We start from the raw sequence: 18,441 nt of genomic DNA, 5'->3' as shown, positions 1-18,441 counted from the left end.
CGGGTCAGGCCGGCGCGACGGCGTGCACCTGGTTCCCGAGATCGAGGACCTCGTCACTGTCGCCGATGGTGTCGGTCCGGTGCGTGATGGCGATGACGGTCGTATCGGCGGTGAGCGCGCGCAAGGTAGTGCGAATCGCGGCTTCGGTGGTCGAGTCCAGTGCGGAGCTGGCTTCGTCGAGCAGCAGGATGCGAGGCCGGGCGATCAGCGCCCGAGCGATCGACAACCGCTGCCTTTCACCGCCGCTGAGCATGCGACCGCCTTCGCCGATCCGGTAATCCAGACCATCGGGCAACTGCGACACCTTGTGCTCGAGACCCACCCGGGCCAGCGTGGCCCGCACCTCGTCATCGCTGAAATCCCGTCCGAGCAGCACATTCTCGCGTATCGACAGGTTCATGAGCATCGGCTCCTGCGGTACGTACCCGACTGCCGCCCAATATGTGTCGTCGTCGAACGCGTCCAGCGACCGGTCGTCGACGCGGACGGCTCCCGCATAACCGGAATTGAGCCGGAGCAGGATACCCATCAAGGTCGACTTGCCCACCCCGGATGGTCCGATGATGAAATTGAGTCGGCCCGGCGAAAATTGGGCGTTCACCCGGTTCAATACAGCGGGTCCCGATGCTTGATAGCGGTACGTCAGTTCCTCGATCTCGATGATTGGTGCTCGCTTCAAGACCGAGGTTTCGGGCTCGGCGACCTGCTCGTATCGGGGGTTCGCCGGCGCATGCGCGTCGAACAACTCGATCGCGGGTTCGGCCATGCTCTTGGCTACGGCGAAATCACGGAGCGAGGTTCCGATGAGTTCGAAGGGACGATTCAGCTGCGCGAGCACGAGCGTGAGCAGCAACAGTTGCGCCAGGTCGGCTCCGCTGTCGTAGATCCAGAGCAAGACACCGAAAGCGCCACAGTACTGCGTGAAAACCAGCAGCGCCTGCAGGCCTCCGTAGCCGATACGCCGGCTGTAGAAGGCATTCCAGTTCGTCCGTGACTCGCTGTAGTTGCGCCGGTTGATATCAGCGATCCAGCGCTGCCCGCGGTAGACGCGGATCGAAATGATATTGGCTACAACATTGCCGAGCAGGTTCGCGTTGTCATTGGTTTTCCGCTGCGCGGTACGCAGATACTTCTCGGTTACCTTGTTGCCGCGCAAGGTGATCCATACGGTCAACCCGCCGTACACGACCACGAACGCCGCGACCAGGATGTTGATGTTGCGAACGATAACGATCATGGATACAACCACGTCACAGATGCCGCCGACGATGACCATCATGAACATCTGGACATAGATTTTGTTCGACTGGTTGAAGCTCTGGACCAAGGCCGCGATCTTGGCGGCATTCGTGTCGACGAACAGCGCTCCACCGGCCCGCATCACTCGCCCGAGCAGTTCGTCGCTGGCTATGTAACCCACGTCCTGCTGTACCCGGTTCGTCAACACGGTCTTGGCGTCCTGCAGCAGTCGGGCCCCCGCCAGCGTCGCCGCGAACAGCGCGAAGTAACCGAACAGTTCAGCGGTCGACCGCCCTGCGCCCGTGACGGCATGAACAAAAATCAGCGGCCCGGCCACCACGCACAGCGAAGCGGCCACCGCCACCACGACAAACAACCCGACATGCCATGCCGATGCCCGCACCCCACGCAGCAACATCGAGCTCTGTGTCCGGTCGATGATCATGTCAAGACGTGCCGCGGGCAGTGGCAAAGCGGATCCAATCGTTGGTGACAGAGGCGCGGGACAATGCGAACATCTGGCGTGCTCGGGCACAAGGCCGTAGAGCACACAGACTCGACCCACGCGCCTGCAGCGTGTCGGACTCGGGACAACTCAGTGCCTAGGTGGGCAAGGCGATCGACGAGCTGATCCTGCAGCAGCCACCGGCAGATCACGATGGCGGCGGTCGGCGTCACCAGGAGCACGGAGACCTGAACCGGAGGAAGCCGTCTTCAGCGTCGAGGTTATCGGTAGGCCGGAAGTGTGCTGGTGCGCGGGAATCGCGGTGGTTAGGTGCGGCGCGGGTCACTGAATCGGGTTAGACTGCGCCGACTTTCAGCTGTTCAGGGATGGGAAGCCTGTGTGAAGACGTCAAGGGACTGGGGCATCGAGTGGTTGGAGTCACTGAAGTGGCTCGGGATCGCGTTCTCGATTACCACGGTGGTTTTCGTGATCATTGTCGGGCTGCTGCTCACCTTGACGAGGTGGGGTCGCCAGTTCTGGGCAGTCAGCGGTGGATATTTCAAGGGGCCTGGTGCCTGGCGCACGCTGCTATTTTTCGGCGCGCTGCTGTTCATGACCTTGGTCGTTGTCCGGTTGAACGTATTGCTCAGCTACTGGGGCAACGACATGTTCAGCTCGTTGCAGGCCGGTGGTTCGGCTCTCGCGTCGCAGGATGCGGAGGGAGTCTCCGAAGCGAAGGAAGCTTTCTGGAACTCGATGATCCTGTTCGGCGTGCTGATCGCCATCTGGATCGTCAACCAGCTGGTGAACCTCTACGCTTCGCTGGCCTTCGATATTCGCTGGCGGGTATGGCTGACCGAGCATGTCACCACCGACTGGTTGCGTGACCGTGCCTTCTACCGGTCCCGGTTCATCGATAACACCATCGACAATCCCGATCAGCGTGTGCAGCAAGACATCACGACGTACGTGACCCAGTCGCGCGTCCTCTCACTCGGCGCGGTCGAGGCAGTGGTCTCCATCGTCTCCTTCACCAAGATCCTGTGGGATCTGTCCGGCCCGATGACGATCGCCGGTGTGACGATTCCGCGTGACGCGGTATTCGTCGTCCTCATCTACGTGCTGCTGACGACCGTGATCGCGTTCTGGATCGGTCGTCCGCTGATTCGGATCAACTTCCTGCTCGAGCGGATGACCGCCAACTTCCGCTATGCGCTGGTGCGAGTACGCGATTCCGCTGAGAGCGTGGCGTTCTACCACGGTGAGGACGTAGAACGGCGTGGCCTGCTCGCCCGCTTCGCGGAAGTGATTCGGGTGCAGTGGAAGTATGTCTTCCGCTACCTGAAGTTCCAGGGCTGGAACTTCACCGTCAGCCAGGCCGCGGTGATCTTTCCCTACTTGATCCAGGCGCCGCGTTTCTTCAGCGGTGCGGTGACGCTCGGCGGGGTGAACCAGACAGTCTCCGCCTTCGGCAACATTCACGATTCCCTGTCGTTCTTCCGTAACGCCTATGACGACTTCGCGGCCTACCGCGCTTCGCTCATCCGTCTCGACGGCCTGCTTGTGGCTAGCGACGAGTCTCGCGACCTGCCCAAGATGGCGGCTGCCGACCTCGCCGACGGAGTGCAGCTGGACAAGGTCGACGTCCGTAAACCGGACGGTGAATTGCTCATCGACGACTTGACACTCCGTTTGAACCCGGGCGACGCTCTGGTCGTGAAGGGGCCGTCCGGTAGTGGCAAGACCACTTTGCTGCGGGCGCTCGCCCAGATGTGGCCGTACTCAGATGGCCGGATCGATCGACCGGCCGGCAACGACACGCTGTTCCTGTCGCAGATCCCCTACCTTCCGCTCGGTGACCTGCGCGTCGCCGCGGAATACCCGGGCAAGCCGGAAGAGATCAGCGACGACCAATTGCGCGCCGTGCTGGAGAAGGTGCACCTCGCCCATCTGACGGATCGCCTCGACGAAGAAGCCGACTGGGCCAAGATCCTGTCTCCGGGCGAGCAGCAGCGACTCGCCTTCGGCCGCATCCTGCTGATCAAGCCGAAGGTCGTCTTCATGGACGAGGCCACCTCGGCGGTGGACGAGGGCCTGGAATACTCCCTCTACAAGCTGATCCGCACCGAACTGCCGGAAACCATGGTGGTCTCGGTGGCGCACCGCAGTACGGTCGACCAGCACCACACGCAGAAGCTGGAACTTCAGGGTGGCGGCCCATGGACTCTCGAGCCCGTGACCGCCGACGCGTAAAGGCATCAACTCAGCCCAGGCCGACCCTCGATTTGGGTCGACCTGGGCTTTCCCCTACACTAGACCGGTTGCCTGCGGGAGCTATGCCCGCGATTCGGCCGCGAACCCCCAGCAGTTGGGTCCGAGTTTGCTTGCTCAGACCACTGAAACCGCTGGCAGGCGCGCGTTCGGGTGGCACGTGACCATGCCCGTCGGGTCGGCAATCCGGCGTGCTTATACGTCCAGGTCAAGGAGGCTGAAGTGATTCAGCAGGAGTCGCGCTTGCGCGTCGCCGACAACACGGGCGCGAAGGAAATCCTTTGCATCCGCGTGCTCGGTGGCTCGTCGCGCCGCTATGCCGGTATCGGCGACATCATTGTCGCCACTGTCAAAGACGCTGTCCCCGGTGGCAACGTCAAGAAGGGCGAGGTCGTCAAGGCCGTCGTCGTGCGCACCGTCAAGGAGCGCCGCCGTCCGGATGGCTCGTACATCAAGTTCGATGAGAACGCCGCCGTTCTCATCAAGCCGGACAATGATCCGCGCGGCACTCGTATCTTCGGCCCGGTCGGCCGTGAGCTGCGCGAGAAGAAGTTCATGAAGATCGTCTCGCTGGCTCCGGAGGTGCTCTGACATGAAGGTGCACAAGGGTGACACCGTTCTCGTCATTTCGGGCAAGGACAAGGGCGCGAAGGGCAAGGTCATTCAGGCCTACCCCGCGACCGGCAAGGTCCTGGTCGAAGGCGTGAACCGTATCAAGAAGCACGTTGCCAACTCCGCCAATCAGCGCGGCGCCTCTTCGGGCGGCATCGTGACCCAGGAAGCCCCGATCCAGGTCTCCAACGTGATGGTCGTGGATTCGGATGGCAACCCCACTCGCGTCGGGTACCGCACCGACGAGGAGAGCGGCAAGCGGGTCCGGATCTCCCGTAAGAACGGGAAGGACATCTGACATGACCTCCACTGAGAACAAGGTTCAGCCTCGCCTGAAGGAGCGCTACCGCGCCGAGATCAAGGACGCGCTGAACAGCGAATTCGATTACGCCAACGTGATGCAGATCCCGGGCGTGGTCAAGGTCGTCGTGAACATGGGTGTCGGTGACGCCGCCCGTGACGCGAAGCTGATCAACGGCGCCGTCAAGGACCTGGAGCTGATCACCGGCCAGAAGCCGGAGATCCGTAAGGCCACCAAGTCGATCGCGCAGTTCAAGCTGCGTGAGGGTATGCCCATCGGCGCGAAGGTCACGCTGCGTGGCGATCGCATGTGGGAGTTCCTGGATCGCCTGGTGTCCATCGCGCTGCCCCGTATCCGCGACTTCCGCGGCCTGTCGCCGAAGCAGTTCGACGGCAACGGCAACTACACGTTCGGCCTGAGCGAGCAGTCGATGTTCCACGAGATCGACGTGGACTCCATCGACCGCCCGCGCGGTATGGACATCACCGTGGTCACCACCGCGACCAACAACGAAGAAGGCCGCGCGCTGCTCAAGCACCTCGGCTTCCCGTTCAAGGAGAACTGAGCACATGGCTAAGAAAGCACTGGTCAACAAGGCCAACGCCAAGCCGAAGTTCGCGGTCCGCGCCTACACGCGCTGCCAGAAGTGCGGTCGCCCGCACGCGGTGTACCGCAAGTTCGGCCTGTGCCGTGTCTGCCTGCGCGAGATGGCCCACAAGGGCGAGCTCCCGGGCGTGCACAAGAGCTCCTGGTGAGCCCGCGCTCCTTGTGAGCGCGTAGTTACATACGAACAGGGACCCGAGCCGCCTGGCTCGGGTCCCTGTTGTGCGTTCCCTGTATGCCTGGTTCCGCTAACTTGAGATGCAAGTTGGCTGTGACGAGCGGGGACATGGCGGATGACGGCGAAAAATTGAACGGCGCAGTGCCTTTTGACGATGCAGGTCGCGGTGACCAGCAGTGGGAAGGGCCACGCTGGAGTGAAGTGCTGGGTGGTCGATGCGGGCGGGTGAACTCTCACGTCAGTCGGTTGCCACACAAACCGTGAAATTGAACATTGCAGCTGGTGGTTGTCGATCAGCACGGTCGTCTCGCCACCGAATTTCTCATCGAGCCGACGACAACGAGGCGCTCTGGTCTCAGGGCTGTCTCGCCGATGTCTACCGGCATACCGGGCGGCTCGGCGAGGCAATTGCGTTGTTCGAGCGAGTGATCGCGGCACAGCGGCGATTGGGCGGCGGGGCAGCGGCGGACTGGCAGCCCGCCGATTCACCGCCGCGCATGCATGCGCCGAGCGAAACTTCGCCGACGCGGTAGCGCTACGTGGCTTCGATCATCCCACCGCGGTGACAGCCCGCCAACTGCTAGCAGAGGCATTGCGAGCTTTGCCCGATATCGAAAGAGCGGGGCCCTTCGGCTGCGGGCGACTAGAACTCCAGGTCCGTCCAAGGAATGTGGATAGGAAACGGAGAGTTGATCTCGATTGCATCCGATGACGTGGGAGTCCATTTGTCTACTAGGGCGTAGTTCGCTGGGTAGAGGGTGCGTACCCCAGCAGGGAGTAGATCGGGGGAAGATTTTTCCAGTGCGAAGGCGCGGATCGTTGCTATTGCACTCTGTTGTGGCTGCAAGTCCACCTCCCAATACCACGGGATACCCGCCTTGCCGTATTTCGCTTTCTTGGCATCGATGTCGGTTTGCTTGTTCGACGGCGACAAAACCTCTCCGACCAGCAGGACGTCGACGGCGCGGAGATCTTGATAGGGAGAATCGAGGCAGCGGTAGACCACGAAATCGGGCGTCACGTAATCCGATTTCCCCGTGAGTCCGAAGAAGACATTGGTTTCGAAATCGGCCCGCCAGCATTGCTCTGGTTGGCCGGTGCTAGAGGTGCGCGCGCATCGCTTCAGGCCAGCTGTCAAGCCGAAAGTGAAGGCTTGATGTTCAGCGGGCCCGCGTCGCAACCAGACAACCCGGCCCTCCCATAGCTCGATCTGTCCGGCGATTTCGTCCGGAAGCCGTTCCAACTCCTCCCACGTCATGTATTCGGGGAGGTCAGGCCGTTCGATGCGGGGGGCCGACATGACGCAATCTTAGGCCCGAGACGACGTTGCGGTGCTGTTTCGTCATGCCGGGTTCGCCGCGAAGGCGGTCGCGCCGGGGAACCCTAGGGGGCGTGAGCGTGCCGTCGGCTTTGTGACCTGAAGCCAGGTTGTTGAAGTGGTGCCGTTAAAGACCAGCACGCGCAGGACGACGAAGCGCAGTACGCCCGCCACGGCGGATGCGGTGAGGTAGGCGATCTGTTCGATCCAGATGCTCGGGTCGGCGCAGACCAGGGGGAGTGCCAGCATCGCGGCGCTGGTCAGTGCGTAGGCCGCCGCGGCCGTCGCGGCCGCTTGGAGGTGCTGGCGCGGGCCGGCGGCTCCGCGCGCGGTGAAGGTGAATCGGGCATGCAGGTGGGTGCCCAGGATCGTGGAGGCGATCGTGATCAGGGCGTTGGCGACGGCGAAGGGGATGGCCAGCCCGAGCAGGGTGACGCCCACGCTGGAGAGCAGGCCGTTGCTGCCGCCGACGACGACGTAGCGCAGGAATGCGGCGATGGGACCAGAGCCGGTCAGCAGGCTACGTAGTGGGCGGTCCATCGGGTTCTCCTCATCGGTTCAGGCCGCTCGGCGGCATGCCGATCAGCTTATACGTAGATGTATACGTATACAAACGTCGCAGGTGGGAGGGCCTATGGGCGGGCCCGGCGGGCGAAGGACGGTAGGAAGCGGCAGCTACTTCCGGGGTCGCGCAGTTCGAGGAAACGTGCCGCCACTCGGCATCGGAGCCTCCGGTGGGGGTCGGATTTGGCGGCTAGCTGGGGTTTGCATACACTAGAGCGGTTGTCTGGGCACATCTGTGTCCGCAGTTGGCGCAGGTAGTGCTTACCTCGTGCCCCGCGGGCGGCCCAGGTACCGAGAACTCGTAAGAGAACTCATCCGGTCGGCAATTGCCGGCTGGAACATCCGAATTGCTGTAGGCCCACTACCGGCTCCGGCTGGGACATCTGTCCTGGCGCAACGGTGCCGGTGCTGCATGGGAACCGCGGCGAGAAAGGTGTCAAGGTCTAACCCATGACCATGACTGATCCGATCGCAGACTTCTTGACGCGTCTGCGCAACGCCAACTCGGCGTACCACGATCAGGTGAAGGCGCCGCACTCTAAGCTCAAGGTGAACATCGCCGAGATCTTGAAGCGCGAAGGCTACATCGCTGATTACCGGACCGAAGACGCTCAGGTCGGCAAGACCCTGATCGTCGACCTCAAGTACGGCCCCAGCCGTGAGCGCTCCCTGCAGGGCCTGCGCCGCGTCTCGAAGCCGGGTCTGCGTGTGTACGCGAAGTCCACCAACCTGCCCAAGGTCCTGGGCGGCCTCGGCGTGGCGATCATCTCCACGTCGACCGGCCTGCTCACCGACCGTCAGGCCAAGCAGCAAGGCGTGGGCGGAGAAGTCCTCGCCTACGTCTGGTAAGGGAGGTAGGACAAATGTCGCGTATTGGTAAGAAGCCCATCGCAATCCCTGCCGGCGTCGAGGTGACCATCGACGGCCAGAACGTCTCGGTCAAGGGGCCCAAGGGCACCCTGACTCACGTTGTCGCCGAACCGATCACCATCTCCAAGGGTGAGGACGGCCAGCTCGAGGTCATCCGCCCGGACGACCAGCGGCAGAACCGTTCGCTGCACGGCCTGACCCGTACCCTCGTCGCCAACATGATCGAAGGCGTCACCAAGGGCTACGAGAAGAAGATGGAAATCTTCGGTGTCGGTTACCGTGTGGCCGCCAAGGGCTCGAACCTCGAGTTCGCTCTCGGCTACAGCCACCCGGTGCCGATCGAGGCCCCGGCTGGTATCACCTTCGCGGTGGAATCGCCCACCAAGTTCTCCGTGTCCGGTATCGACAAGCAGGCGGTCGGTCAGATCTCCGCTGTGATTCACGGACTGCGTAAGCCCGACCCGTACAAGGGCAAGGGCATCCGCTACGCCGGCGAGGTCGTTCGCCGCAAGGTCGGAAAGACGGGTAAGTGATCATGGCGCAAACCGAAAATCAGATTGCCAAGCGCAAGCCGCGCGGCAAGGACGCCTCGACTGCGCGTCGTCTGTCGAAGACCCGCCGTCACTTCCGTCTGCGCAAGAAGGTCGCAGGCACCACCGAGCGTCCGCGCCTGGTGGTCAACCGCTCCTCGCGGCACCTGCACGCTCAGCTCGTGGACGACAGCGCCGGCAAGACCCTTGCCTACGCTTCGACCATCGAAGCCGATGTGCGCGCGGTGGACGGCGACAAGTCGGCCAAGAGCAAGAAGGTCGGCGAGCTGATCGCCGCTCGCGCCAAGGCCGCCGGTGTCGAGGCCGTCGTGTTCGACCGTGGTGGTCACGATTACCACGGCCGTATCGCCGCTCTCGCGGATGCCGCTCGTGAAGCGGGGTTGAAGTTCTGATGACTGCAAACAAGAATGAAGGGAACGTCTGATGCCGGGACGTCAACGGCGTGACGGCGGCAGCGGACCCGCCGGACAGCAGAATGGTGCCGCCGGTGGCGGCGACAACCAGGGTCGCGGCGGTGGCCGTGACCGCCGTGGCGGCAACGACCGTCGCGATCAGCAGGCCGACAAGAACCAGCTCGAGCGCGTCGTAGCGATCAACCGCGTCTCCAAGGTCGTGAAGGGTGGTCGTCGCTTCAGCTTCACCGCCCTCGTGATCGTCGGTGACGGCAACGGTCTGGTCGGCGTCGGCTACGGCAAGGCCAAGGAAGTTCCCGCGGCGATTCAGAAGGGTGTCGAAGAGGCTCGCAAGAACTTCTTCCGCGTCCCGATGATCGGCTCGACCATCGTCCACCCGGTTCAGGGTGAGGCGGCGGCCGGTGTCGTCATGCTGCGTCCGGCCTCGCCGGGTACCGGTGTGATCGCCGGTGGCGCCTGCCGTGCCGTGCTGGAATGCGCTGGCATTCATGACATTCTGGCGAAGTCGCTGGGTAGCGACAACGCCATCAACGTCGTGCACGCGACGGTCGCCGCACTGAAGATGCTGCAGCGCCCGGAAGAGGTCGCGGCTCGCCGTGGTCTGTCGCTCGAGGATGTTGCCCCTGCGGGCATGCTGCGTGCGCGCGCTCTGGCCGCTGGAGGTGGCAAGTAAATGGCACAGCTCAAGGTGACCCAGATCAAGTCCACGATCGGCGCCAAGGCGAACCAGCGTGACAGCATGCGCACGCTCGGCCTGCGTAAGATCCGGCAGACCGTGGTTCGCGAGGACACCCCGCAGAACCGTGGCCTGATCAACGTCGTGCGCCACCTCGTAACAGTTGAGGAGGTCTAAGCATGACCATCAAGATTCATCACCTGCGTCCGGCCCCCGGCGCCAAGACCGAGAAGACCCGTGTGGGTCGCGGTGAAGGCTCCAAGGGCAAGACCGCGGGCCGTGGTACCAAGGGCACCAAGGCGCGCAAGAACGTTCCGGCCGCCTTCGAGGGTGGGCAGATGCCGCTGCACATGCGGCTGCCCAAGCTCAAGGGCTTCACCAACCGGAACCGTGTCGAATACCAGGTCGTCAATGTCTCGGCCATCGCCAAGCTGTTCCCGCAGGGCGGCGAGGTCGGCAAGGCCGAGCTGGTGGCTGCCGGCGCGGTTCGCAAGAACCAGCTGGTCAAGGTCCTCGGCGACGGTGAAATCGGCGTCGCGGTCCAGGTGACCGCCGACAAGGTGACCGGCTCCGCCAAGGAGAAGATCACCGCGGCCGGTGGCACTGTCACCGAACTGGGCTGACGGTACTCTGCAATTAGCATGTGGCACCGGACGAGTGAAGTACTCGTCCGGTGCCACTGTTAGAGTTTCATTCATTGCCTGCCAAGCCCCGTCATGGTGTGCTGTGTTCACACACAGACGCCCATGGCATGACCATGTCGTTCGCCAGGAGGATCTGTGCTTTCCGCCTTCGTATCGGCCTTCCGGACTCCGGACTTACGGCGGAAGATTCTCTTCACGCTGGGGTTGATCGCGCTGTACCGTCTGGGTGCCGCGCTGCCGTCCCCCGGTGTGGATTACCAGGCGGTGCAGGAATGTATCGACCTCGTTTCCGGTGGTGACAACGCTGGTATCTACCAGCTGATCAACCTGTTCTCCGGTGGGGCGCTGCTGCAGTTGTCGGTCTTCGCGATCGGCATCATGCCCTACATCACCGCCAGCATCATTATTCAGCTGCTGACTGTCGTTATCCCGCGGTTCGAGGAACTGCGAAAAGAAGGCCAATCCGGCCAGACCAAGATGACGCAGTACACGCGCTATCTGTCTATCGCCCTGGCGATTCTGCAGGCCACCGGTCTGGTGGCGCTGGCCGCGCGCGGCCAGCTGCTGCAGGGCTGCCAGCAGGACATCCTCGCCGACACCTCCATTTTCGGCATGATCATCATCGTGCTGGTCATGACCGCCGGTGCGGCGCTGGTCATGTGGTTCGGCGAGCAGATCACCGAGCGCGGTGTCGGCAACGGCATGTCGCTGCTGATCTTCGCCGGTATCGCCGCGCGAATCCCCAGTGAGGGCAAGAACATTCTGGACAGCCGTGGCGGCCTGGTCTTCGGCCTGGTGTGTGTGGCCGCGCTGGCCATCATCGCCGCGGTGATCTTCGTCGAGCAGGGTCAGCGCCGGATCCCGGTCCAGTACGCCAAGCGCGTGGTGGGCCGCAAGATGTACGGCGGCTCCTCCACCTACCTGCCGTTGAAGGTGAACCAGGCCGGCGTCATCCCGGTCATCTTCGCGTCGTCACTGCTGTATCTGCCGAACCTGATCGCGCAGCTGACGTCGTCGACGAACAACCCGGATCCGAGCTGGTGGCAGGAAGCCATCAACAAATACCTGGTGAACCCGGGCAACCCGGTCTACATCGGCATCTATTTCGGCCTGATCGTCTTCTTCACCTACTTCTATGTGGCGATCACCTTCAACCCGGAGGAACGCGCCGATGAAATGAAGAAGTTCGGTGGCTTCATCCCCGGGTACCGTCCCGGTCGGCCGACCGCCGACTATCTGAATTTCGTCTTGAGCCGCATCACCCTGCCCGGCTCGCTCTACCTCGGCCTGGTGGCCGTGCTCCCCAACCTGTTCCTGGATATCGGCAACTCCGGTGGCATGCAGAATCTCCCGTTCGGCGGCACCGCGGTGCTGATCATGGTGAGTGTCGGCCTGGACACCGTGAAGCAGATCGAGTCCCAGCTGATGAATCGAAATTACGAAGGGTTCCTCAAGTGAGAGTTGTACTGCTCGGTCCGCCGGGTGCCGGCAAGGGTACTCAGGCCGATCTCCTGTCGGACAAGCTTGGCGTCCCGCACATCTCCACCGGGGACCTGTTCCGCGCCAACATCTCCCAGCAGACCCCGCTGGGCCGCGAAGCGCAGAAGTACATGGACGCCGGCGATCTGGTGCCCAGCGATGTCACCAACCGCATGGTCGAAGCTCGCGTGAACGAGCCCGACGCCGCCAACGGCTTCATCCTCGACGGCTACCCGCGCACGGTCGATCAGGCCGACGCGCTGGAGAAGATCCTCGGCGACATGGACAGCAAGCTGGACGCGGTGCTGTGCTTCGTCGTGCCGGAGGACACCGTGGTCGAGCGCATGCTGGCCCGCGGCCGCGGCGACGACAACGAAGGTGTCATCCGCAACCGGTTGCGCGTGTACCGCGAGGAGACCGAGCCGCTGCTGACTCATTACGACGGCCTGGTCGTCTCCGTCGACGGTGTCGGCGAGGTCGATGACGTGAACGCTCGCGCGCTGCGGGCGCTGGGGCACTGACCTGATGGTCTTCGGCCGCAAGTCCAAGAAGGTGGTGCCGTTCCGCACCGCCGGTGAACTCGACGCCATGGCGGCGGCGGGCGCGATTGTCGGTCGCGCCCTGGTCGCCGTGCGCGAGGCCGCCAAGCCCGGGGTGTCGACCCTGGAGTTGGACGAGGTGGCCGAGCAGGTCATCCGCGATGCGGGCGCGGTGCCGTCCTTCAAGGGCTACCACGGGTTTCCGGGTTCGATCTGCTCGTCGGTGAACGACCGGATCGTGCACGGGATTCCGAACGCGGACGATGTGCTCGTCGAGGGCGATCTGGTGTCGATCGATTGCGGCGCGATTCTCGATGGCTGGCATGGTGATTCGGCCTGGACCTTCGGCGTCGGCACCATCATTGAAGCCGATCGGCTGCTGAGCGAGGCCACCAAGTTGTCGATGGAGGCGGGCATCGAGGCCATGGTCCCGGGCAACCGGTTGACCGACATCTCGCACGCCATCGAACTCGGCACCCGCGCCGCCGAGGAACTGCACGGCCGCTCCTACGGCATCGTCGACGGCTACGGTGGCCACGCCATCGGCCGCGAGATGCACATGGACCCGTTCCTGGCGAACGAAGGCGCCCCCGGAAAGGGCCCGAAGCTCGTGGTGGGCTCCGTCCTCGCCATCGAGCCGATGCTGACCCTGGGCACCACCCAGTCGAAGGTGCTCGACGACGACTGGACCGTGGTGACGCTGGACGGTTCACGTTCCGCGCACTGGGAGCACACCGTCGCGGTCACCGAAGACGGCCCGCGCATCCTGACGCTGCGCCCGGAGTAGCTACTCCCACTTGCTTTGCCTCGCACCTCCGCACCCTCGGGTCGGGGGTGCGTGGTGTTTCAAGGTGGGCCGGTTGGGGAGCCTGCCGATCCGCGGGGGCGATGCTCGGGAAGCAAGCCGGCGGTCGAATCCCGAAGCGCTGCAAGCGCTGGCGGAGGCGACCGCCGTGATCCGTGCGATGTGGAAACCCGGTGCCAAGGCTGAGGTTCCTGGCGACTTTCACGCTGTGCTCTGACCGGGCGCAGCGCGGACGGTTGGGCCGCGCCGATCCCGCATTACCTTCCGGATGAGAAATGGGAAGGGGCGCAACACGTTATCTCCGCGGCAGCGATTGACGCGGGGCGGGATCCGGGCGCCGTTGCCCGTATGGCGCAGCTGGTGGGGCACAGCACCGAGTCGCCCGGTCCGGTGACGCTGCGCGGCGAGGAACCGATTCGCACCGACGCCGCGGGCTGGGCCCGCATTGTGGCCGATCTCGCCGTCGAGACCGGCTTCGACACATTCGTGTACTGGCCGGAAACAGCCGACGATAGCCAGCTACGACGCTGGATCGGTGACGTCGTTCCTTACACCCGCGCCCTCTGCGCCTGACCTGATTTCTCGGTCGTGCAGTGGGTTGAAAACCTCCTGGACTCGGTCGGTGAACCTTGACGATGCACCGACCGTATGTCCGGGGCGGGGGTGGCCGCGTGAGTAGGGAACTACTCGAATTCAGTTGGAGCGCTGCGCAGTTACGGGTTTGCTAGACCCGGCGACGACGCCAGGACCGGCCGCCGCCGGTTCGCGCGGCGGTGCCGATGCCCGCTAGATGCAGAGCGGCGAGCAGCAGCCCGAGGGTGATCAGCGTGTGATCGTTGATGGAACCGATGGTTTCGTCAACGAGATCGAGCAGCAGTGCGAGACCGAAAGCGACGGCGGCGGCAATTGCCAACATGTGGAACCTCCTGTGGTTACCGGGCTAATACCCGCCGCAGTCGGTCCCAATCGCACGAATTGACCGACCGGACAGTCACTGTTCGGGCGTCGCGGCCTTGCGGAAGAACAGCACGTGATCGTGATCGATCAGCGGCATGGTTTTACGAACCTGGCGGATGCCGCCGGAGGGCAGATAGGTCAGGTTGGCGAAGGAGTGGGTGTTGCCGAACGCGGAGCGCAGCTTGGTCTCGGTGGCCCCGTTCGCGCCGTATGCGGCGAGGACGCCGAAATCCAAGGGGCCCAAGGGCTCATCGAGTGCGGAGGCCGGGCCGGCGGGCAGGCCGAGGGCGGCGTACTGGGTGGGCTTGCCGTGCTCGTAGCGGACCAGCTCGTAGGAGGAGTTGGCGACCGCCGTCACGCTGAGTACCGGCCATTCGGCCGAAAGGCGCAGAGCCAGCACGTTTTTGCCGACGGGGGCGAGTTCCCAGTTCATGCTCATGACGGTGACCCAGCCGCCGTAGGACATCTCGATCAGCACCACGTCGTCAGCCAGGGAACCGGCGGTGTTGAACTCGGGATCGCCCATCCGCCAGTCTTTTTCGTCGGCGTTGAGGTAGGTGGCGCTGTCGACCAGCTCGGCGCCGTCGGCCGCGTAGGCCGCGACGATGGCGGCACGGATCTGCGCGACGGCGTCGCGGTCGGGGCAGCGGACGCCGAGCGCGCCGAAGGTCGGGCCGATCTCCACGGGGGCCGACGGCGGGTCCGGATCTTCGCCGGGAGCCATCGGCCGCAAGCCGACGAGGGCGAGCCGCCAGTTGATCTCCTCGACGGTGGACAGATCGCCGGAGGTCTTGCGCAGGATCTGCTGCTGGGTGAGCCGACCCGCCTGCTCCAGCGTGCGGCACTCCAGTTCCAGCAACGCGTTGTAGGACTTCGGCGTGAGATCGAGGTCGCGGATTCCGCAGGCCCGCAGCCGGATTGCCATGCCGGTGGAGGTGAAGGCGGCGTACCGCTCGCGGTACATCGACAGCGCCTGCTTGCGCGAGCGGCCGACCATGAGGGTGCGCAGCAGTGTGCTCAGGCTTTGCAGGTACTTGCCCGCCAGGTCCGGATTCGAGGTCGCCAGTTCACTTCTGATGCGCGCGGCCTCTTCGGTGGCGGCGACGGCGGCTTCTTGGTCGAGGCGGCCCAGCCAGACGCCGCACTTGCCGAGACAGTCGGCGCACATACCGGCGACGTACGAATCCGTCTGCGCGGCTTTGAGATAGACCGCGCACGCGCTCTTGATGGTGCTGGTGGCCAGTTCGCGCCGGTTGGTGGCGCGGGTGACCTGTTCGAAGACCCGCAGCGCCTCCTGTAATTCTCCGGCGGAGCGGGCGGAGACGTTCCCGTTGGCGAACCAGTGCAGCCGCAGACCGACCGCTTCCTGGGACGGGGACAGCGCCTCGATGGTGCGGTCGCGGCGGGCGTTCTTATCGGTCTTGGTGGCGAGCATCGCTTTGGCTAGCTCGACGAGGGAGGCGGACAATCGCAGTTCGGATTCCGCTGTCCGGTCGCGCGCGGCACTGCGATCGGCGGCTACCCGGCGTTCGAGCGTCCCCACATCGTTGGCTGTGCCCGGTTCGGTGGAACTCAACGTCATCGCGAACCCAACTCCCGCATCACCTTCCACATACGGTCGTCGATCGGCCGCATTCGTGTGCGCCTGAGTCTGCCATAAACCGGGCGGCTACGACCAGGACAATGCGAAGGTGATCGGGTAATCCGTCCGGTGTGCGGCCTCGAACTTCCGGTGCTCCAGCAAGTTCGGAGTTAACATTCGTCGGCGGCGGCCACGGGGCGGTCCGAGGGTCGGCAGGTCAGGCTTCCAGCAGGAGGGTGACCGGGCCGTCGTTACTGAGGTCGATGTGCATGTGGGCGCCGAATTTTCCGGTGGCCGTGGTGGCGCCGAGATCGCGAAGCGCCTGGGTGAAGGCGTCGACGAGGGGTTCGGCGACCGGCCCGGGTGCCGCGGCGTTCCAGGAGGGGCGGCGTCCCTTGGCGGTGTTGGCGTAGAGCGTGAACTGGCTGACCACCAGGATGGGTGCGTCGACGTCGGCGGCGGAACGTTCGCCGTCGAGGATGCGCAGCCGCCACAGCTTGTCCGCCAGCGCTTTCGCCGTCATCTCGGTATCGCTGTGCGTAACACCGACCAGCGCGACCAAGCCCTGTGGATTCGGCTCGATCTCCCCGACGATCGCACCGTCCACGCTCACCCGTGCCGCGGTCACGCGCTGAACCACCACTCGCATCCGCCCATCCTCGCATCCGTCGAGCTGGGTACTGCGTCCAACCAGCTCTTATGCGACTGCGGGATCAGGGCAGGCGGGTCGCGCGGATGATCGTGGTGACCAGGGGGAAGTCGAACTCTCCGTCGGAGGTCTCGGGGATGCCGCGCAGGTAGTCGGCGATCGCGCCCAGGACGTGCGCTCGTTGCTCGGGGGAGACGACCAGGGTGTGCGAGTGGGTGCCGATGGTGGCGGTGAGAGATTCGGCGGTGCGGCGGTGGGTGTGCGGGAAATCGGCGCGCTCGAACGCGGCGAACTGGGGAGGGCTGGGTATAGTCGAGAGGTTGCGGATGCCCGGCAGCGTGGCGGCCGAACGAGCGACGCGGTGCAGGCCGTCGACCCACTCGACGCTGGTGTCGTCGGTATTCCAGAAGGCGGCGAAGACGCCGCCGGGGCGTAGCACACGGGCGATCTCGGGGAAGGCGCTGTCCTGATCGAACCAGTGGAAAGCCTGACCGGCGACGACCGCGTCCACCGCGCCGTCGGTGAGCGGAATCGACTCCGCCGCACCGGGATAGACCGGTAACCGGGGATATCTGCGGACGAACTCGGCGCGCATCTCCGCGTCGGGCTCGACGGCGATCACCGACGCACCGGCCGCCAGCAATCCCATGGTCAGTTTCCCGGTGCCCGCACCGAGGTCCAGGACCGTCGGCTGCGCCACATCGCCGAGCGCCCAGCGGATTCCGTCCAGCGGGTAGTCCGGCCGGTGCTCGGCATAAGCGGCGGCGTGGGCGCCGAAAGAGCTGGCGCGCAAGGCTCTAAGCGCCTGATCGTCGGCGGGAAGATCATCGAAACCAGCCATGCTCCCACCGTAGCGGTACCGCTCGACGTCACTGCCACAACATCTTTAGTTCAACTTAACGCTACTGGCGAGTTGCTATGAGCTGTCATCGTCGGCAGCTATGACGGTCGAGAATGATCCAGACCTACTGCGCAAAGCCGCACAGACGAAAACGTCCAACGTGCGGGAGCAACTCGACGGTGTGCTGAAGAACCTCGACACCATGCTGGCCAGCCGCGGCAAGCCCTGGGGCGAGGACAAATTCGGCACTCAGTTCTACGGCAACTACCAGACCTCACGCGCCAACGCGACCACCAACATCACCAACGCCTCGACCAGCTTCAACAACTTCGTGGTCGGCCAGGTCAAGACCGCCGACACCATGAAGCTCCAGGATCAGGCGAACCGCGACAATCTGCGCTGGAAATGACCAACGAGTACGCGAAGGCCGAACTCGCACACGTCCTGGAAGAAGTCCAGGAGCAGTTCAAGGATATCGCCCGGATACAGCAGGCGCGTGCGACGCTCACCGCGAGTGCGACCGTGCGGAAGCTGGTGACGGTAACAGTGAACGCCAACGGCGTCGTCATCGACACCAAGTTCGGACCGCATGCCGAGGGCGCCGGCCTCAGCGAACTCGCCAAGGCGATGACCGAAGCCGCGCAGCAGGCGGTGACCGAGGTGAACAAGCTCGGTATGGAATTGATGGCGCCGGTGCAGGAGCGGCAGGCGCGGCTGCCGAAACTGACCGATCTGCTGGATGGTTTCGCCGAGATCAAACCGCAGGCGCCGGTCGCGCCCCCGGTCACGATGGTGCCGCCGGGCGCGGCGGAGCCCGAAGAGGGCGATGCGCCAATGGAATTCAGCGATGTGGAGGCATACGTTCCGGACCGCGGTACCAGCTTCACCGACAGCAGCTGGTGAA

The 18,441-nt window shown here is 64.2% G+C and carries 25 protein-coding genes; 18 read left to right on the top strand and 7 right to left on the bottom strand.

The window, feature by feature from the left end:
• Window positions 1-4: 4 nt before the first annotated feature.
• Window positions 5-1,774 carry an ATP-binding cassette domain-containing protein gene (locus BJ987_RS37945; RefSeq protein WP_209884043.1) on the bottom strand — a complete coding sequence of 590 codons (1,770 nt, stop codon included), beginning with the start codon at window positions 1,772-1,774 and terminating at the stop codon, window positions 5-7.
• Window positions 1,775-2,083: 309 nt separating this feature from the next.
• Here BJ987_RS37945 and BJ987_RS01730 point away from each other — a divergent pair, with 309 nt between their 5' ends.
• The 6 genes from BJ987_RS01730 (at window position 2,084) to BJ987_RS38175 (ending at window position 5,878) form a co-directional block, all read left to right on the top strand.
• Window positions 2,084-3,937 (top strand): ABC transporter ATP-binding protein/permease, encoded by a 1,854-nt coding sequence (locus tag BJ987_RS01730; protein ID WP_209884041.1) that lies wholly within the window; start codon window positions 2,084-2,086, stop codon window positions 3,935-3,937.
• A gap of 240 nt (window positions 3,938-4,177) precedes the next feature.
• The gene (gene rplN / locus BJ987_RS01725) at window positions 4,178-4,546 is read left to right on the top strand and encodes a 50S ribosomal protein L14 (protein WP_209884040.1); all 369 of its coding nucleotides are present in this window, start codon (window positions 4,178-4,180) and stop codon (window positions 4,544-4,546) included.
• A 1-nt stretch (window position 4,547) separates the two neighbouring features.
• Window positions 4,548-4,865: a 50S ribosomal protein L24 gene (gene rplX / locus BJ987_RS01720; RefSeq protein ID WP_209884038.1), complete on the top strand. Its 318-nt coding sequence runs from the start codon at window positions 4,548-4,550 to the stop codon at window positions 4,863-4,865.
• A gap of 1 nt (window position 4,866) precedes the next feature.
• Window positions 4,867-5,433 carry a 50S ribosomal protein L5 gene (gene rplE / locus BJ987_RS01715; protein WP_209884036.1) on the top strand — a complete coding sequence of 189 codons (567 nt, stop codon included), beginning with the start codon at window positions 4,867-4,869 and terminating at the stop codon, window positions 5,431-5,433.
• 4 nt (window positions 5,434-5,437) lie between these two features.
• The gene (locus tag BJ987_RS01710) at window positions 5,438-5,623 is read left to right on the top strand and encodes a type Z 30S ribosomal protein S14 (protein ID WP_194817328.1); all 186 of its coding nucleotides are present in this window, start codon (window positions 5,438-5,440) and stop codon (window positions 5,621-5,623) included.
• 180 nt (window positions 5,624-5,803) lie between these two features.
• On the top strand, window positions 5,804-5,878 hold the full coding sequence (locus tag BJ987_RS38175; protein WP_372446923.1) for a hypothetical protein: 75 nt from the start codon (window positions 5,804-5,806) through the stop codon (window positions 5,876-5,878).
• A 414-nt stretch (window positions 5,879-6,292) separates the two neighbouring features.
• Here BJ987_RS38175 and BJ987_RS01705 read toward each other — a convergent pair whose 3' ends face one another.
• The gene (locus BJ987_RS01705; RefSeq protein ID WP_209884034.1) at window positions 6,293-6,949 is read right to left on the bottom strand and encodes a Uma2 family endonuclease; all 657 of its coding nucleotides are present in this window, start codon (window positions 6,947-6,949) and stop codon (window positions 6,293-6,295) included.
• Between the two features lie 42 nt (window positions 6,950-6,991).
• Window positions 6,992-7,507, bottom strand: a complete 516-nt coding sequence (locus BJ987_RS01700; RefSeq protein ID WP_209884032.1) for a GtrA family protein — start codon at window positions 7,505-7,507, stop codon at window positions 6,992-6,994.
• Window positions 7,508-7,981: 474 nt separating this feature from the next.
• Here BJ987_RS01700 and rpsH point away from each other — a divergent pair, with 474 nt between their 5' ends.
• The 10 genes from rpsH to BJ987_RS01650 all read left to right on the top strand — a co-directional run bounded on the left by rpsH (window position 7,982) and on the right by BJ987_RS01650 (window position 14,081).
• Window positions 7,982-8,380 carry a 30S ribosomal protein S8 gene (rpsH, locus tag BJ987_RS01695; protein ID WP_209884030.1) on the top strand — a complete coding sequence of 133 codons (399 nt, stop codon included), beginning with the start codon at window positions 7,982-7,984 and terminating at the stop codon, window positions 8,378-8,380.
• A 14-nt stretch (window positions 8,381-8,394) separates the two neighbouring features.
• Complete coding sequence (rplF, locus tag BJ987_RS01690) at window positions 8,395-8,934, top strand: 50S ribosomal protein L6 (protein ID WP_209884028.1); 540 nt, start codon at window positions 8,395-8,397, stop codon at window positions 8,932-8,934.
• 2 nt (window positions 8,935-8,936) lie between these two features.
• Window positions 8,937-9,344, top strand: a complete 408-nt coding sequence (rplR, locus tag BJ987_RS01685) for a 50S ribosomal protein L18 (protein WP_245365765.1) — start codon at window positions 8,937-8,939, stop codon at window positions 9,342-9,344.
• A gap of 31 nt (window positions 9,345-9,375) precedes the next feature.
• Window positions 9,376-10,038 (top strand): 30S ribosomal protein S5, encoded by a 663-nt coding sequence (gene rpsE / locus BJ987_RS01680; RefSeq protein WP_209884026.1) that lies wholly within the window; start codon window positions 9,376-9,378, stop codon window positions 10,036-10,038.
• Window positions 10,039-10,218: a 50S ribosomal protein L30 gene (rpmD, locus tag BJ987_RS01675; protein WP_194817334.1), complete on the top strand. Its 180-nt coding sequence runs from the start codon at window positions 10,039-10,041 to the stop codon at window positions 10,216-10,218. It begins immediately after the preceding gene.
• A gap of 2 nt (window positions 10,219-10,220) precedes the next feature.
• Window positions 10,221-10,664: a 50S ribosomal protein L15 gene (gene rplO / locus BJ987_RS01670; RefSeq protein WP_209884024.1), complete on the top strand. Its 444-nt coding sequence runs from the start codon at window positions 10,221-10,223 to the stop codon at window positions 10,662-10,664.
• Window positions 10,665-10,820: 156 nt separating this feature from the next.
• On the top strand, window positions 10,821-12,143 hold the full coding sequence (gene secY, locus BJ987_RS01665) for a preprotein translocase subunit SecY (RefSeq protein WP_209884022.1): 1,323 nt from the start codon (window positions 10,821-10,823) through the stop codon (window positions 12,141-12,143).
• On the top strand, window positions 12,140-12,685 hold the full coding sequence (locus BJ987_RS01660; RefSeq protein WP_209884020.1) for an adenylate kinase: 546 nt from the start codon (window positions 12,140-12,142) through the stop codon (window positions 12,683-12,685). The genes secY and BJ987_RS01660 overlap by 4 nt, the downstream gene beginning before the upstream one ends.
• Window positions 12,686-12,689: 4 nt before the next feature.
• Window positions 12,690-13,490: a type I methionyl aminopeptidase gene (map, locus tag BJ987_RS01655; protein WP_209884018.1), complete on the top strand. Its 801-nt coding sequence runs from the start codon at window positions 12,690-12,692 to the stop codon at window positions 13,488-13,490.
• Between the two features lie 366 nt (window positions 13,491-13,856).
• On the top strand, window positions 13,857-14,081 hold the full coding sequence (locus BJ987_RS01650) for a hypothetical protein (protein WP_209884016.1): 225 nt from the start codon (window positions 13,857-13,859) through the stop codon (window positions 14,079-14,081).
• Between the two features lie 151 nt (window positions 14,082-14,232).
• Here BJ987_RS01650 and BJ987_RS01645 read toward each other — a convergent pair whose 3' ends face one another.
• From BJ987_RS01645 to BJ987_RS01630, 4 genes are all read right to left on the bottom strand, one after another.
• A complete protein-coding gene (locus BJ987_RS01645; protein WP_209884015.1) occupies window positions 14,233-14,424 on the bottom strand; it encodes a hypothetical protein in 192 nt (63 codons plus the stop codon).
• Window positions 14,425-14,499: 75 nt separating this feature from the next.
• Window positions 14,500-16,047: a hypothetical protein gene (locus BJ987_RS01640; protein ID WP_209884013.1), complete on the bottom strand. Its 1,548-nt coding sequence runs from the start codon at window positions 16,045-16,047 to the stop codon at window positions 14,500-14,502.
• Window positions 16,048-16,264: 217 nt separating this feature from the next.
• Window positions 16,265-16,696: a D-aminoacyl-tRNA deacylase gene (gene dtd / locus BJ987_RS01635; protein WP_209884011.1), complete on the bottom strand. Its 432-nt coding sequence runs from the start codon at window positions 16,694-16,696 to the stop codon at window positions 16,265-16,267.
• A gap of 64 nt (window positions 16,697-16,760) precedes the next feature.
• Window positions 16,761-17,537 (bottom strand): class I SAM-dependent methyltransferase, encoded by a 777-nt coding sequence (locus BJ987_RS01630; protein WP_209884009.1) that lies wholly within the window; start codon window positions 17,535-17,537, stop codon window positions 16,761-16,763.
• Window positions 17,538-17,637: 100 nt separating this feature from the next.
• On the opposite strand from BJ987_RS01630, the gene BJ987_RS01625 reads away from it, so the two are divergent.
• Together BJ987_RS01625 and BJ987_RS01620 are read left to right on the top strand one after the other, a co-directional pair.
• On the top strand, window positions 17,638-17,946 hold the full coding sequence (locus BJ987_RS01625) for a hypothetical protein (RefSeq protein WP_209884007.1): 309 nt from the start codon (window positions 17,638-17,640) through the stop codon (window positions 17,944-17,946).
• Window positions 17,943-18,440 carry a YbaB/EbfC family nucleoid-associated protein gene (locus BJ987_RS01620; RefSeq protein WP_209884005.1) on the top strand — a complete coding sequence of 166 codons (498 nt, stop codon included), beginning with the start codon at window positions 17,943-17,945 and terminating at the stop codon, window positions 18,438-18,440. Before BJ987_RS01625 ends, BJ987_RS01620 begins: the two co-directional genes overlap by 4 nt.
• Window position 18,441: the final 1 nt, after the last annotated feature.

The sequence above is a fragment of the Nocardia goodfellowii genome (genome assembly GCF_017875645.1).
GTDB lineage: Bacteria > Actinomycetota > Actinomycetes > Mycobacteriales > Mycobacteriaceae > Nocardia > Nocardia goodfellowii.
This window is presented reverse-complemented; position numbering and strand designations above follow the sequence as displayed.

Bases quoted from the DNA above. Each gene is read 5' to 3' on its own strand.
- rpsH (WP_209884030.1), top strand. From the start codon at position 7,982: ATGACCATGACTGATCCGATCGCAGACTTCTTGACGCGTCTGCGCAAC.
- map (WP_209884018.1), top strand. From the start codon at position 12,690: ATGGTCTTCGGCCGCAAGTCCAAGAAGGTGGTGCCGTTCCGCACCGCC.
- BJ987_RS01620 (WP_209884005.1), top strand. From the start codon at position 17,943: ATGACCAACGAGTACGCGAAGGCCGAACTCGCACACGTCCTGGAAGAA.
- BJ987_RS01630 (WP_209884009.1), bottom strand. From the start codon at position 17,537: ATGGCTGGTTTCGATGATCTTCCCGCCGACGATCAGGCGCTTAGAGCC.
- rpsE (WP_209884026.1), top strand. From the start codon at position 9,376: ATGCCGGGACGTCAACGGCGTGACGGCGGCAGCGGACCCGCCGGACAG.
- rplR (WP_245365765.1), top strand. From the start codon at position 8,937: ATGGCGCAAACCGAAAATCAGATTGCCAAGCGCAAGCCGCGCGGCAAG.
- BJ987_RS01640 (WP_209884013.1), bottom strand. From the start codon at position 16,047: ATGACGTTGAGTTCCACCGAACCGGGCACAGCCAACGATGTGGGGACG.
- BJ987_RS01705 (WP_209884034.1), bottom strand. From the start codon at position 6,949: ATGTCGGCCCCCCGCATCGAACGGCCTGACCTCCCCGAATACATGACG.
- rplO (WP_209884024.1), top strand. From the start codon at position 10,221: ATGACCATCAAGATTCATCACCTGCGTCCGGCCCCCGGCGCCAAGACC.
- BJ987_RS01650 (WP_209884016.1), top strand. From the start codon at position 13,857: ATGGCGCAGCTGGTGGGGCACAGCACCGAGTCGCCCGGTCCGGTGACG.
- BJ987_RS01710 (WP_194817328.1), top strand. From the start codon at position 5,438: ATGGCTAAGAAAGCACTGGTCAACAAGGCCAACGCCAAGCCGAAGTTC.
- dtd (WP_209884011.1), bottom strand. From the start codon at position 16,696: ATGCGAGTGGTGGTTCAGCGCGTGACCGCGGCACGGGTGAGCGTGGAC.
- rplX (WP_209884038.1), top strand. From the start codon at position 4,548: ATGAAGGTGCACAAGGGTGACACCGTTCTCGTCATTTCGGGCAAGGAC.
- rplE (WP_209884036.1), top strand. From the start codon at position 4,867: ATGACCTCCACTGAGAACAAGGTTCAGCCTCGCCTGAAGGAGCGCTAC.
- rpmD (WP_194817334.1), top strand. From the start codon at position 10,039: ATGGCACAGCTCAAGGTGACCCAGATCAAGTCCACGATCGGCGCCAAG.
- BJ987_RS01645 (WP_209884015.1), bottom strand. From the start codon at position 14,424: ATGTTGGCAATTGCCGCCGCCGTCGCTTTCGGTCTCGCACTGCTGCTC.
- BJ987_RS01700 (WP_209884032.1), bottom strand. From the start codon at position 7,507: ATGGACCGCCCACTACGTAGCCTGCTGACCGGCTCTGGTCCCATCGCC.
- BJ987_RS01625 (WP_209884007.1), top strand. From the start codon at position 17,638: ATGACGGTCGAGAATGATCCAGACCTACTGCGCAAAGCCGCACAGACG.
- rplF (WP_209884028.1), top strand. From the start codon at position 8,395: ATGTCGCGTATTGGTAAGAAGCCCATCGCAATCCCTGCCGGCGTCGAG.